A 13,573-nucleotide genomic window follows, 5' to 3' on the forward strand; every position below is an offset into this window, starting at 1 on the left:
AAAGGGATATCGCCATGTCCACGGATGCGGAGTCGGTTTTCGACCCGGCGGTTGCGGCCGAGCTGATCCTGCGGCTACCGCAGGCGCGCGCGCTGGGTCTGAAGATCACCGGTTTCGGCGATGGCTGTGCCGAGATTCACATGCCCTTCGCGGCGCAGCTCGTCGGGGACCCCGAGACCGGGGTGATCCATGGTGGTGCGGTCTCGACGCTGATGGACACCTGCGGCGGCGCCTCGGTCATGGCGCACCGCCAAGTCGAGGGGCACACCGCCACCATCAGCCTGCGCATCGACTACCTGCGCGCCGCCACGCCGGGGCAGGGGATCACTGCCCGGGCCGAATGCCACCACGTGACCCGCTCGGTCGCTTTCGTGCGCGCCGTGGCGCTGGACGAGGACACGGAGCGCCCCGTCGCCATGGCCACCGGCACCTTCACCGTCCCGCAGCTGCGCGGCGACACGCCGGAGGACACCGCATGAGCCATCGCAAGCCCGAACCCGTCCAGGTGGTGAAGCAGCGCCGCGACACCGCGCTTCGCGCGCTGGCCGGCGGCGTGCCTTACGTGAATTTCCTCGGCATCACCTTCGACCGCCGCGGCGACGAGCTGACCGGGGTGCTGAACTTCGACGAGAAGCTGATCGGCAACCCCGACCTGCCAGCGCTGCACGGCGGGGTGACCGCCGCCTTTCTCGAGGTGACCTCGATCATCACCCTGAGCTGGATGAGCCTCTGGGGCGAGGTCGAGTCCGGTCGGCTCGATCTCGAGACGCTGGAGCAGGGTCGGCTGCCGCGCCTGCCCAAGACCATCGATTTCACGATAGACTACCTGCGCCCCGGCCTGCCGCGCGACGCCTATGCCCGGGCCCGTGTCACCCGCTCGGGTCGGCGCTACGCCTCGGTCCATGCCGAAGCCTGGCAGGACAACCGCGACCGGCCGATCGTTCAGGCGGTGGGGCACTTCCTGATGCCCTGGGACGAGAGATGAGCAGGCCCCTTCGCAGCGTCGCCTCCGTGCCCTTCGTCCCTCTCTGAAGAAACCATGCGCTCCCAGAACCTCCCCCTGACCCATGGCCGCGTGCTGAAGATTGCGCTGCCGATCCTGCTCTCGAACGCCACGGTGCCGATCCTCGGCGCGGTGGACACCGCCGTGGTCGGCCAGATCCCCAGCCCCGAGCCGATCGCCGCGGTCGGCATCGGCGCGGTGGTGCTCTCGGCGATCTACTGGATCTTTGGCTTCCTGCGCATGGGCACCACCGGGCTCACCGCCCAAGCGCTCGGCGAGAATGATCGCTGCGAGGTCTCCGCCCTGCTCGCGCGGGCGCTGCTGATCGGTCTTGCCGGGGGCGTGCTGCTGATCGCGCTGCAGGCGCTGATCTTCCGCATCGCCTTTGCCGCCTCCCCGGCCTCGCAAGAGGTCGAGCAAATGGCGCAGAGCTACATGCAGATCCGCATCTGGTCGGCACCGGCGGCGGTGGCGATCTACGGGCTCACCGGCTGGCTGATCGCGCAGGAGCGGACGCGGGCAGTGCTGGTGCTGCAGCTTGGCATGAACGCGGTGAACGTGGTGCTCGATCTGGCGCTGGTGCTCTGGGTCGGCATGGGGGTCGAGGGCGTGGCGCTGGCCACCTTCGTCGCCGAATGGTCGGGTCTGGGCCTTGGCCTCTGGCTCTGCCGCGACGGCTTTGCCGAGGCCGGCTGGCGGAACCGGGCGCGGGTCTTCGATCCGGCGCGGCTGCGCCGCATGGCCGCGCTCAACGGCGATATCCTGATCCGCTCGCTGCTGCTGGAGGCGATCATCGTCTCGTTCATGCTGGTCGGCGGACGCTTCGGCGACGAGACCCTCGCGGCAAACCAGGTGCTGATGCAGTTCATGATGATCACCGCGCACACGATGGACGGCTTCGCCTTTGCCGCAGAGGCGCTGGTCGGCCAGGCGGTGGGGGCGCGCAATCTGCCGCACCTGCGCCGCAGCGCCCGGCTCGCGGGCCTTTGGTGCGTGGTGGCGGCGCTTCTGCTGGCGGGGCTCTTCTGGCTCGTCGGACCTCTGCTGATCCGTGGCATCGCCGCCGACGAGGCCGTGCGCGCCGCGGCGATTGCCTTCCTGCCATGGATGGTCGTCTCGCCACTGCTGCAGGCGTTGCCCTTCACGCTCGACGGCATCTTCATCGGTGCGACGCGCTCGGCGGACATGCGCAACATGATGGCAGTCTCGGCGGTGATCTACGCGGCGGTGCTGCTGCTGGCGCTGCCGGGGATGGGCAACCACGGGCTCTGGCTGGCCTACCAGGTCTCCTTCCTTGCACGCGGGCTGACGCTGGCGCTGCGCTACCCGGCGCTGGAACGCTGGGTGGCCAAGGGCGGCTGAAGCGGGGGCTCCGCCCGCCGCGTCGCTGCCTGGGGACCCGCTTCCGAGACGCCGCGCGCGTCTCCCCCCGGGATTTTCCGGCCCAAAAGATAAACCGGAGGCAACGCGCACCTCCGGCTTCTTCTCTTTCCAAATACGTGTATCCGGCGCACGCGCGAGAGGCGCACCGTCGCAAGCGAGGCTCAGCCGGCGGCGGCCTGGACCTCGGCGACGATCCCGTCGACCACCTGCGTCAGCAGCGCTTCGTCCTCGCATTCTGCCATCACCCGGATCAAAGGCTCGGTGCCCGACTTGCGGATCAGCAGGCGGCCGCGTCCCGAGAGCTGCGCCTCGGCCTCGGCGATGGCGCCCTGTACGCTGGCGGCGTCAAGCGGTGTCTGCCCGGCACCGAAGCGCACGTTCTTAAGCAGCTGCGGCACCGGCTCGAAGTTGCGCGCGAGGCGGCTGGCGGGCTGCCCGGTGCGGACCATCTCGGCGAGGAACTGCAGCCCCGCCATGAGACCATCGCCGGTCGTGGCGTAATCGGTCATCACGATGTGGCCCGACTGCTCGCCGCCGAGGTTGAAGCCACGCGCCCGCATCATCTCGACCACGTAGCGGTCGCCGACCTTGGTGCGGGCGAGGGTGAGCCCGCGATCGCCGAGGTAGCGCTCGAGCCCGAGGTTCGACATCACCGTGGCGACCAGCGTGCCACCGGCAAGCCGGTCTTCCTCGGCCCAGCGGCCGGCCATCAGCGCCATGATCTGATCACCGTCCGCCACGGTGCCTTTCTCGTCGATCAGGATCACCCTATCGGCATCGCCGTCGAGGCAAATGCCGACATCGGCGCCATGCGCCACCACGGTCTCGGCGGCGGTCTGCGGCTTGGTCGAGCCGCATTGGTCGTTGATGTTGAGCCCGTTGGGATGGGTGCCCACCGGGATCACCTCGGCGCCGAGCTCCCAGAGAACCTCGGGCGCGGCGCGGTAGGCGGCGCCATTGGCGCAGTCGATCACCACCTTCATGCCGTCAAGCCGCATGCCGTGCGGGAAGCTCGATTTCACCCGCTCCTGGTAGCGGAAGCGGCCATCGTCGATCCGCTTGGCGCGGCCGATGTTGCCGGCCTGGGCCGGCTCGACGCCCGCCTCGACCAGCGCCTCGATCTCGGCCTCTGCCTCATCCGAGAGCTTGAAGCCATCGGGGCCGAAGAACTTGATGCCATTGTCATGCGCGGGATTGTGCGAGGCCGAGATCATGATCCCGACGTCGGCGCGCATCGAGGGCGTCAGAAGCCCCACCGCCGGGGTCGGCACCGGGCCGAGCAGCAGCACGTTCATGCCGGTCGAGGTGAGCCCCGCCGTCAGCGCGGTCTCGAACATGTAGCCCGAGAGCCTTGTGTCCTTGCCGATCACCACGCGGTGCGTGCCGCCCGCCTCGCGGCGGAAGTAGCGCCCGGCGGCGGCGCCGATGGCCAGCGCCATCTCGGCGGTCATCGGGTGCATGTTGGCGGTGCCGCGCACCCCGTCGGTGCCGAAAAGCTTGCGGGTCATTCTTGGCCTCCTTCTTCGACGGCCTGCCAAAGCGTCAGGGCCTGGCGCGTCTCGCGCACGTCGTGCACGCGGATGATCTGGGCCCCTTGCGCCACGCCTGCAAGGGCGGTGGCGATGGAGCCGGGGAAACGTTTCGCGGCCTCGGTCTCGCCCGAGAGCTTGCCGATGAAGCCCTTGCGCGAGACGCCGAGCAGGATCGCGCAGCCAAGGCCGTGGAACAGCGACAGCCCGTGCAGCAGCGCGAGGTTCTGATCGAGGGTCTTGGCAAAGCCGATGCCGGGATCGACCACGATCTTTTCGCGCGGCAGCCCGGCGTGCTCCAGCGCATGCACCTGCGTCTCGAGGAAGTCGTAGACGTCGAGCAGCACGTCGGCGTAATCGGTCTCGGCGCTCATCGTCTCGGGCGTGCCGCGCATGTGCATGACGCAGACGGGCAGGCGGGAGGAGGCGCAGAACTCGGTCATCTCGGGATCGAAGACCAGCCCCGAGACATCGTTGATCAGCGTGGCACCGGCCTCGGCGGCGGCGCGGGCGACGGCGGCCTTGCGGGTGTCGATCGAGATCGGCACGCCCTTCAGTGCCTCGGTGACCGGCACGACGCGGGCGATCTCTTCGTCGACCGGCACTTCCGGCGCGCCGGGGCGCGTGCTCTCGCCGCCTATGTCGAGGATGTCGGCGCCCTCTTTAAGCATCCGATGGGCGCGGGCGATGGACTCCTGCGCCGAGGCATCGGTGCCGCCGTCGGAAAAGCTGTCTGGGGTAACATTGAGAATGCCCATGATCCGCGGGCCGTCCATCGACAGGCCGGCGACGGGCTCGCGCGGGGCGGTGAGCCGGGCCAGCACATCCTGTGGCACCTCGCAGACGGAAACCACCGTCACCGCCTCGCCGCGGGTGTGGCGCACGCACTGACTGAACCAGCGCGGACCCCCGGCAAGCGGCAGGGCGTCATCTGGGCGGGCGTGTCCGCACTGGACGAGGGGGCGGTATCGGGCAGTCATTGAGCGTCTGTGCCCGATGCGCGCCCGCTTGGCAAGCCGGGCGGCGACGGGCTCAGAGCGTGGTATTTCCGACTGTTACAGCCCTCGCTGGAACCGTCAGACCGGCGGGCGGCTCTTCGCCGATCATCACCAGCTCGCAGGCCTCCATCAGCCCGGCGAACCAGCCCGCCAGCTCGGCGGGGTCTTCGGGGTGGGCTTCCTGACCGGTCGGCGTGTCGAGCACGATCTTCGACGGCGCCCAGATGCAGCTCTGGCCGTTCTTCATCGCCCAGTCGAGCTCGGTGCGCGTGGCGACCACCTTGGCGCGCGGGTCGCGGGCCGCAAGCATCCAGGCGTTCTGTTCGATCGCCAGCAGGTCGATGCGGCGCTGCGCCAGCGGGTGGCTGGCCTGAGGTCGCGCCCCTTCGGGCAGGCCGACGCAGAGGATCACCGGCGCGCCAAGGGTCTCGGCCTGGTCGAGCCAGCCCGAGAGCGCGGTGTCGGCGATGGCGGCGTTCGACAGGTAGATCACCCGCGGATGCGGGCGCTCGCGGGCGCCATCCTGCGCCGCGCCCACCGGTTCGCCGTCGCGGGCGCGGACGATCTCGACCCCCAGCGCGCCGGGACCGCGGTCGAGCTTCTCGATCCGCACGAAGACCCGCAGCGCCTGCGGCTCCAGCAAGATGCGTTCGGCGATGCGCTCGGCGAGGGTCTCGAGCAGGTTCAGCCGCTCGGCGGCCAGCTCGGCGGCAATCGCTTCGGTCACCGTGTCATAGGAGAGGATGAGATCGACGTCGTCCTCGAGCGCGCCCTTGCCGGGGGCCACCTCGACCACGACGTTGAAGCGCACCCGCTGGGTTTGCCCGCGCTCGGCCTGGAAAGCGCCGATCTCGACCTCGACAACGTGGTCGCGCAGTGAGATGCGGTCGCGCGGGGTCTCGCCGGCGGTGGCGATGGCCCGTTCGTCGGGATGGGCGAAGGCGAGGCGGATTTCATCGGCCATGGCAGCGGCTCCGGAAGCGAAAACTGCCGCCTCTCTAGCAGGGGCCTGACGCAGGGGCGACCCCGACAACGGCGTGCCGGGGGAGAAAAGCGGCGCTCAGTTGCTGGTGCTGATACGGTAGTTCGCGCCGCGGTAGAAGTAATGCGCGCCGATGGTGGCCGTCTTGGTGAACTTGCGGGCCCAGCTCGGGCGCACGGCGCGGGTGTGATAATAGGTGGCGCCCTGGGTCAGCGCCCGCGGCGCGCCCGAGATCACCGCCTTGGCCACCTTGGCAACGCGGTCCCAGGCGGCCTTTTCGCTGACGTGCTCGGGGCGGCCGTCGCAGGTGTAGGAGAACTGGCAGGCGTGCAGACGCCCGGTGCCCTGGTTGATCACCCCGCAGACCGAGTCCGGGAAGCGCGGGCTGTCGACGCGGTTCATGATCACCTCGGCGACAGCGAACTGCCCCTGCAGGCTCTCGCCGCGGGCCTCGAAGTAGAGCGCCTCGGCCAGGCACTGGAACTGAGCGCCGCCGGTCGCCTTGGGCTGGGTGGCGAGCCAGGCGCGGTCGTAGTGGGGGACCTTCGAGCTGCCGGCCGAGACCGGCGTGATCATGCTGCGCAGATGCGAAGAATTTGCGGAACGAAGCGCGCTCTGTTCGAGTTTGACGAGGTGACGGATGCTGTCATGCTGGATGTCAGCGCGGACGGGAAGCGCCGCAAAACATGCGGCGATGACGATCGCGGTGGCACGAAACATTAAGGGCTCTCACAGCTCGGGGGGGCACCCCGAGGGATGCCGAAATCCGAGGCGATTTACAAAAAAGTCGCCAATTCGTCCACCCAAGTAAGTCCGCGCAAAAGGACAGTGTCCTTATCCCTTGTGGAAAACGGCTCTTTTTAGGCGAATCTCGGCCTTTTTCCCCCGATTTTCTCTTTTAGCGCGAGTTGCGCAGCGGCAAGTCTTGCAACCGGAACGCGGAATGGTGAGCAGCTCACGTAGTCGATTCCGGCCTCCCTGCAGAAGGCAATCGAATCAGGGTCGCCGCCATGTTCGCCGCAGATCGAGAGCATGATTCCGCGGTTGCCGTGTCTGCCACGCTCGACCCCGATCTTGATCAGCTCGCCCACCCCTTCGGGGTCGAGCCGGTGGAACGGGTCCTCGGCAAAGACCCCTTGCTGCACGTAATGCGACATGAACCGCCCGGCGTCGTCGCGCGACAGCCCGTAGGTCATCTGCGTGAGATCGTTGGTGCCGAAGGACATGAAATGCGCATGCTGGGCGATCTCGTCGGCGCGCAGGCAGGCGCGCGGGGTCTCGACCATCACGCCGAGCGAATAGTCGAAGTCCCGGCCACGCTCGTTGCGCACCGCGGCGGCGACGGCGTCGATGCGGGTCTTCACCAGCTCGACCTCCTTCATCGCCGAGACCAGCGGCAGCATGATCTCGGGCTCTACCGGGGCGCCGTCTTTCGACGCATCCAGCGTCGCCTCGAAGATGGCCCGGGCCTGCATGTCGTAGATCTCGGGCACGGCGATGCCGAGCCGCACGCCGCGCATGCCCAGCATCGGGTTGTATTCGCCCATCGACTCGACCCGTCGGGTCACGTCGCTGACCGGGAGGTCGAGCGCCTCGGCCAGATCGCGCAGCCCGGCGCGGTCGGTGGGCAGGAACTCGTGCAGCGGCGGATCGAACAGGCGGATGCAGACGGGCATGCCCTCCATGATCCGGAAAAGTTCCGTGAAATCGGCACGTTGCATTGGCAGAAGCCGGGCAAGCGCGGCCTTCCGGTCCTCGGGGCTGTCGGCGAAGATCATCTCGCGCATCGGGGTGATGCGGTCGGCCTCGAAGAACATGTGCTCGGTCCGGCACAGGCCAATCCCCTGCGCTGCGAAGTTGCGCGCGGTGGCGGCATCGGCGGGGGTGTCGGCATTGGCGCGGATGCCGATGTCCCGGGCGTCGTCAGCCCAGGACATGAAGGTGCGGAAGGCGTCGTCCAGCGCCGCCTCGACCATCGCCGGAGCCCCTGCGAGGATTTGCCCCGAGGTGCCGTCGACGGTGATCGTGTCACCCTCGTAGAACCGGCGACCATCCTGTGAAATCAACACCTTGTCGTTCAGACGAAAGCCCATGTTGGCGGCGCCCACTACCGAGGGCAGGCCGAGCCCGCGGCCGATCACCGCCGCGTGGCTGGTCATCCCGCCGCGCTCGGTCAGCACCGCGGCGGCCACATGCATGCCGCGCACGTCCTCGGGCGAGGTCTCGCGCCGGACAAGGACGCAGGGCTCGCCGCGCGCAGCCGAGGCCTGCGCCTCGGCGGCACTGAAGACGATCTTGCCGGTGGCGGCGCCGGGCGAGGCCGCGACGCCCTTGCCGATCACGTCGCGCTCTGCCTCGGGCGAGACCTGCCGGTGCAGCAGTTCCGACAGCCCGCGCGGTTCCACCCGCATCAGCGCCTCTTCCCGGGTGATGATCCCGTCTTCGGCGAGCCGCACGGCAATGCGCAGCGCACCGCGGGGCGAGCGCTTCACCCGCACCCCGTCGAGGATATGAACCCTGCCGTTCTCGAGCGTGAATTCGATCTGCATCTCGGCGCGCAGGCGCTGGCGCATCAGCCGCGCGTGGGCCTTGAGCTGCTCGAAGGCCTCCGGCGCCAGCTCCTCCAGCGAGGGTCCGCGCGGATCGCGTTCGAGAAACAGCGCCGCGCTCTCGTCGTGCAGCGCGTCGCGGCCCTGGCTCTGGTGCAGGTAGCGTCCGGTGATCTGCGGCAGGCCGGTGTCGGAGTTGACCAGTTGCAGAACGCCAGAGCCGCATTCGCCGATGCCCAGCCCCAGCGCCATCTCCTGCACGATGAGCCCCAGCCCGGCATCCACCGGCGCCCCCTTGGCTTGGCGCAGCAGCCGGGCGGTGGTGCCTTCCCAGGCGCGGGCCATGGTGCGCAGAACGGCGGTGAGCTGAACGGCGGGATCCTGCGGGAAGGGCTCCTCGGCCTCTTCCTCGTAGGCGCGCAGCGCGTCCGACAGGCCCTGCTGGCCTTCGGTGTCGATCTCTTCAAAGACATCGGGGTCGAGCCGTGCCACGTGGATCGCGTAGCCGGTGACAAAACGCTTGTAGAGCGCCGAGGCCGCCTCCGCCCCGATGCGGTCGGAATAGTCGATGAAGGTGGCGTCGTTCATGCCGATGTTGAGCACCGAGCCCGGCCCGCCCCAGTCGGGATCCTCGGAGGAGGGGCGCACGCAGAGAAGCGTGCCGGGGGTGAACTGGCCGAGAATCAGCGCGGGCGGCGGCACCTCGCCCTGCGCGATGCGGTGCACCGTGTCGAAGCTCAGCGCAACGGTGCGCGGCACCGGAAGATCGAGTCGGACCAGCCGCTGCAGGCACTTAGCACGGCCGCCATGGCTCGGCGTCGTGATCGGCGCCGAGGGAGTGATGAGCGTGACATGCGGATCATCGGCCTGCATGTCTTTCCGGTAGGTGTCGGGCATGACGGGGCCCCTGTTTCTCCGCAATGCAGCATATCCCGAAAAGGGTGTGCCGCACTAATACCTTTTGAAAGGCCCGGTGCCATGACGGGGCGTAACGAGGCGGCACCGGTCCCGAAATGATCGCCCCGGCGCGCCGCCGGGGCGTCGGCGCTAGCCTTCGACGCGGGTCAAATCGGCCACCTGCAGGCAGGTCTGGCGGATCCGCGACAGCAGGTTGAGCCGGTTGCGGCGCACCACCTGGTTGTCCGAGTTCACCTGCACCGCCTCGAAGAAGGCGTCGATCGGTCCGCGCAGCGCGGCCATGGCGGCCATCGCGGCGGCGAAATCCTCCTTGGCCATCGCCGGGGCGATCTCGGCCTCAGCGGTGTCCAGCGCGGCGAAAAGCGCCTTCTCCTCGTCGCTCTCGGCGAACTTGGGGTCGGCACCGAAGCTGTATTCGACCCCGTCCTTCTCTTCGGCCTGCGTCAGGATGTTGTTGGCGCGCTTGAAGCCCTGAACGAGGTTGCCGCCGTCCTCGGTCGCCAGCGTCTCGCTCAGCGCCGTGGCGCGGGTCACCAGCAGCGCGAGGTCGTCGCGGTTCGGCATGGCGAGGCAGGCATCGATCACATCGTGGCGGATGCCCTCGTCGCGCAGGTGCACCTTCAGGCGGTCATGGATGAAGGCCAGCAGGTCGTCGCTGAGATCGTTGGAATGCTGCTCGACCTCGGCGATCCACTCCGGCGCGTCACCCTCGATCTGGTCGATCACCGCGCGCACCGCCGCACCGAAGACCCCGTGATGCGCGATCTCGCGCAGCAGCTCGTCGCGCAGCGCCTCCTCGTGCTTGCCCTCGGGGTTGATCTTGTGGCGCAGCAGCTGCGCGTCGATCAGCCGGTCGAGATGCAGCCGCAGGCCATTGTTCAGCACCAGCCGGATCACGCCGAGCGCGGCGCGGCGCAAGGCGAAGGGGTCCTTCGAGCCGGTGGGCTTCTCATCGATCGCCCAGAAGCCGGTCAGCGTGTCGAGCTTGTCGGCCAGCGCCACCGCCACCGAGACCGGCGCCGTCGGCACGTCGTCGGACGGGCCGAGCGGCGAGTAATGCTCCTGGCAGGCGGCGGCCACCTCGGTCGGAAGCCCCGCGGCCTCGGCGTAGTAGCGGCCCATGAGGCCCTGAAGCTCGGGGAACTCGTAGACCATTTCGGACGACAGATCCGCCTTGGCCACCAGCGCGGCCTGCTCGGCGAGCGCGGCATCGGCGCCGACCATCGGTGCGATCTCGCGGGCCAGCGCGGCGATGCGCTCGATGCGGGCCTTCTGGCTGCCCATCTTGTTGTGGAAGGTCACGTTGCCCAGCCGCCCGGTCCAGGCGGTCAGCCCCTCGGACTTGGCAACGCGCAGGTCGTTCTCCCAGAAGAACTTGGCGTCCGACAGGCGGGCCGAAAGCACCTTCTGGTTGCCAGCGAGGATGGTCGCACCATCGTCGGCGGTTTCTATGTTGGCCACGGTGACGAAGCGCTCGATCCGTCCGGTCGCGGCATTCTTCACCGAGAAGAACTTCTGGTGTTCCTTCATCGAGGTCTGCAGCACCTCGGGCGGCAGCTGCAGGAAGTCCTCGCCGATCTCGCCCATCAGCACGACCGGCCATTCCACGAGGCCTGCCACCTCGGCCAGCAGACCCCGGTCCTCGACCACCTCAAGCCCCGCGGCAAAGGCGCGGTTGGTGGCGTCATGCCAGATGGTATCGGCGCGCTCGGCGGGGCTGAGCACAACCTTGGCGCGCTTCAGCTTGGCCTCGTAATCGTCGAAGGACGACACTTCGAAGGCCTCGCCGCCCATGAAACGGTGGCCGCGGGTGGTCTTGCCCGCGGTGATGCCGTCGATCTCCAGCGGCACCACCTCGGCGCCCTGCTCGTCGCTGAGCAGGCAGATGATCGAATGCAGCGGACGCACCCAGCGCAGCGAGCCCGCGCCCCAGCGAATCGACTTTGGCCAGGGGAAATTGCGGACCGTCTTTTCCAGCACTTCGGCGATGATCTCGGCGGCCGGGCGACCGGGCTTCTCGATGATGGCGAAAAGCACCTTGCCCTTCTTGTCCTCGCGCTCCTCGCATTGCGCGCGGGTGACCCCGGCGCCGCGCAGGAAGCCCTCGATGGCCTTCTCGGGCGCGTCGACCTTGGGGCCGCGGCGCTCTTCGCGGGTGGCAGGCGAGGCGGCCAGAAGCCCCTGCACCGTCAGCGTCAGCCGGCGCGGCGTCGAGAAGGCGGCGGCGCCCGCATAGGTCAGACCGGCCTCCACCAGACCGTCGGTGACGAGCTTCTTCAGGTCCTCGGCGGCGCGGGTCTGCATCCGGGCCGGAATTTCTTCGGAAAAGAGTTCGATCAGCAGGTCGGGCATGGTCTCACCAAGGTAAAGTTCGGATGCGGGGATAGACCCATGCGGCGCTGGCGTCCAGCCGTTAGCGGCAATGTTGCGGGGATGGATCGGACGGCGCGCCGCCCATCAGCCGCGCGGCATCTTCAGCACGACGTTTCGGCCGCTCTTCACGTAGCGCAGCTCGTCCTCGGAGATGGCCGCGATGCGTCCGCCGTCGATGCGGTCGCCGACCTGCACCTTCTGGTACTTGCCCGACGGCAGGCGCACCAGCGCGCGGCGGCTGCTGTCCTTGCCGTAGATGCCGATGAGGCTGACCTCGCGCAGGTTGATCTGGTCGCTCAATGTCGCGCTCTTGGCCACGCTGGCGTTCTGCGGGATGCTCGGGCCGGGCGCGATGGCAACCGCCGGCGCGTTCGAGGCCTGTTTCACCGCCTCCTGAACGATCGCCTCCATGCTGCGCGGGCGCGGCAGCGGGGTGAGCGAGGCGCCGATGGCCTGATCGGTGACCGGCAGATCGAGCGCCAGCGCCTCTTCCTGCGCGGTGAGCGGACGCATTTGCGGGCGCATCTGCTCGAGCTCGGCCAGCGAGACGCCGCCCAGCACCGCCCGCTCGGTCTGCTCGATCAGATCGCCGGGACGGCCGCGGGGCCGGAAGCCGGACAGCGCCGGATCGGCGGCGGGGTCAGGCGCAGGACTCTCTCCAGCTGACTCCGGTGCCGCGGCCTCGCCCTCTGCAGGCGCGGCCTCGTCCGCGGGCCCTTCGGGCGCCGCCTCCGGCACGGGATCGCGCAGCGGCGGGGTCTGCGGCGGCAGGCCGGTAAAGATGCGTACCCCGTCGGGCGAGACCGTGCCCTCGGCCGAGGCCTTGACCAGCCCGCGGTCGTCGAGATCGAAGCGCACGCCGGGACCGGGTGGCAGGCGCACCGGCTCGAGGCTCAGATCCTCGCGCGGTCCGGCGTCGAGGTCGGGCAGGGCGACGGCATCGAACTGCTGCACCTCGGGGTCGATCGAGGCAACGTAGACATCCTCGGCGTTGGTCTGAGGCGGCCGCGCCGGGGCGTTCGGGGCGCGCTGCCAGATGCCGGTGACGGCATAGGTCTCGGCGGCCTCGTCGCTGGTCATCTGGCTGCGCTCGGTCACCCGCGGCGCCGGGAGCTCCTCGAAGCCCTCGCTGGCCGGCGGCGGCAGGTCGAGCGCGGCGAGCATTGCGTCGGCGTCTTCCTCGGCGTCGGGCTCCTCGGCAGCCAAGTCGACAGAAGCGGGACTCGGGGCGCCCTCGGAGATCTCCCCGGGGGCCGCCAGCGCCACGTCCTCGGCCTGCGACGGGGCGAAGAAACGCGAGATCTCATCGCCCAGCAGAACCGACGAGAAAGCCGCCACGGCGGCAAGGAAAAGCAGCAGCAGCACGGTCAGGATGAGCCCGAGGAAACGCGGCTTGCCACCGACTTTCTGCTCGCCCCTTGCACCGAAGACGGTCAGCCGCTCGCGCTCTTCCTCGGGGGTCAGCGAGGCGGCGGCGCGGCGGGCGCGGCTGTCGGAACGATCCGCCTCCTGACGCAGCGCGGCGACGCGCGCCTGCCCCGAGACCGGGGCGCTCCCCGAGGGGGCCAGCGGCTGCGAGACCGGCGGGCGCGGGGTGACCTGCTTGATCCCCTGCGTGGTGTCCGAGCCGGTCTCCGGCGCCTCGGGGGTGCGGATCGTCACGGCCGGGGCCTGCGGCGCGGCGGGCTCGGTCTTCTCGCGGCGCTTGCCGAAGCCGAAGGGCCGCCGCTTGCCGGGCTGCGCCTCGGAGCCGGGCGCCTCGGCGGGGTCGGCCTGTGGGCGCAGGTCGGGCGTCCCGGCTGGCGCGATCTCCGGGGCCGGGGGCGGCGCGGGGTTTG

The 13,573-nt window shown here is 69.3% G+C and carries 10 protein-coding genes; 3 read left to right on the plus strand and 7 right to left on the minus strand.

The genetic code is table 11. The features are described from left to right. Positions 1–14: 14 nt before the first annotated feature. Genes G0D83_RS07625 through G0D83_RS07635 form a run of 3 tightly spaced genes read left to right on the plus strand, consistent with a single transcriptional unit; the run spans position 15 to position 2,365 of the window. Positions 15–479 (plus strand): PaaI family thioesterase, encoded by a 465-nt coding sequence (locus tag G0D83_RS07625; RefSeq protein ID WP_164191503.1) that lies wholly within the window; start codon positions 15–17, stop codon positions 477–479. Further along, positions 476–985, plus strand: a complete 510-nt coding sequence (locus G0D83_RS07630; RefSeq protein ID WP_164191506.1) for a PaaI family thioesterase — start codon at positions 476–478, stop codon at positions 983–985. The genes G0D83_RS07625 and G0D83_RS07630 overlap by 4 nt, the downstream gene beginning before the upstream one ends. A gap of 54 nt (positions 986–1,039) precedes the next feature. Continuing rightward, positions 1,040–2,365 carry an MATE family efflux transporter gene (locus G0D83_RS07635; RefSeq protein ID WP_164191509.1) on the plus strand — a complete coding sequence of 442 codons (1,326 nt, stop codon included), beginning with the start codon at positions 1,040–1,042 and terminating at the stop codon, positions 2,363–2,365. A 182-nt stretch (positions 2,366–2,547) separates the two neighbouring features. Here the strand turns inward: G0D83_RS07635 and glmM are convergent, their stop codons facing one another. The 7 genes from glmM to G0D83_RS07670 all read right to left on the minus strand — a co-directional run. Further along, on the minus strand, positions 2,548–3,894 hold the full coding sequence (gene glmM / locus G0D83_RS07640; protein ID WP_164191513.1) for a phosphoglucosamine mutase: 1,347 nt from the start codon (positions 3,892–3,894) through the stop codon (positions 2,548–2,550). Next, on the minus strand, positions 3,891–4,895 hold the full coding sequence (folP, locus tag G0D83_RS07645; protein ID WP_164191516.1) for a dihydropteroate synthase: 1,005 nt from the start codon (positions 4,893–4,895) through the stop codon (positions 3,891–3,893). The genes glmM and folP overlap by 4 nt, the downstream gene beginning before the upstream one ends. A gap of 52 nt (positions 4,896–4,947) precedes the next feature. Next, on the minus strand, positions 4,948–5,877 hold the full coding sequence (locus G0D83_RS07650) for a dihydroneopterin aldolase (protein ID WP_164191520.1): 930 nt from the start codon (positions 5,875–5,877) through the stop codon (positions 4,948–4,950). 96 nt (positions 5,878–5,973) lie between these two features. Further along, entirely contained in the window at positions 5,974–6,615 is a 642-nt protein-coding gene (locus G0D83_RS07655; RefSeq protein ID WP_108966757.1) for a cell wall hydrolase, read from the minus strand. 140 nt (positions 6,616–6,755) lie between these two features. Continuing rightward, complete coding sequence (locus G0D83_RS07660) at positions 6,756–9,341, minus strand: putative PEP-binding protein (RefSeq protein WP_164191523.1); 2,586 nt, start codon at positions 9,339–9,341, stop codon at positions 6,756–6,758. A gap of 150 nt (positions 9,342–9,491) precedes the next feature. After that, a complete protein-coding gene (gene glyS, locus G0D83_RS07665) occupies positions 9,492–11,714 on the minus strand; it encodes a glycine--tRNA ligase subunit beta (protein ID WP_164191526.1) in 2,223 nt (740 codons plus the stop codon). Between the two features lie 105 nt (positions 11,715–11,819). Next, positions 11,820–13,573, minus strand: a 1,754-nt coding sequence (locus tag G0D83_RS07670) for a pilus assembly protein PilP (protein WP_164191531.1), incomplete at its 5' end; no start/stop codon positions are given.

It is taken from the genome of Salipiger sp. PrR003 (assembly GCF_010500785.1).
Lineage (GTDB): Bacteria > Pseudomonadota > Alphaproteobacteria > Rhodobacterales > Rhodobacteraceae > Salipiger > Salipiger pacificus_A.

Bases quoted from the DNA above. Each gene is read 5' to 3' on its own strand.
- G0D83_RS07625 (WP_164191503.1), top strand. From the start codon at position 15: ATGTCCACGGATGCGGAGTCGGTTTTCGACCCGGCGGTTGCGGCCGAG.
- G0D83_RS07630 (WP_164191506.1), top strand. From the start codon at position 476: ATGAGCCATCGCAAGCCCGAACCCGTCCAGGTGGTGAAGCAGCGCCGC.
- G0D83_RS07635 (WP_164191509.1), top strand. From the start codon at position 1,040: ATGCGCTCCCAGAACCTCCCCCTGACCCATGGCCGCGTGCTGAAGATT.
- glmM (WP_164191513.1), bottom strand. From the start codon at position 3,894: ATGACCCGCAAGCTTTTCGGCACCGACGGGGTGCGCGGCACCGCCAAC.
- folP (WP_164191516.1), bottom strand. From the start codon at position 4,895: ATGACTGCCCGATACCGCCCCCTCGTCCAGTGCGGACACGCCCGCCCA.
- G0D83_RS07650 (WP_164191520.1), bottom strand. From the start codon at position 5,877: ATGGCCGATGAAATCCGCCTCGCCTTCGCCCATCCCGACGAACGGGCC.
- G0D83_RS07655 (WP_108966757.1), bottom strand. From the start codon at position 6,615: ATGTTTCGTGCCACCGCGATCGTCATCGCCGCATGTTTTGCGGCGCTT.
- G0D83_RS07660 (WP_164191523.1), bottom strand. From the start codon at position 9,341: ATGCCCGACACCTACCGGAAAGACATGCAGGCCGATGATCCGCATGTC.
- glyS (WP_164191526.1), bottom strand. From the start codon at position 11,714: ATGCCCGACCTGCTGATCGAACTCTTTTCCGAAGAAATTCCGGCCCGG.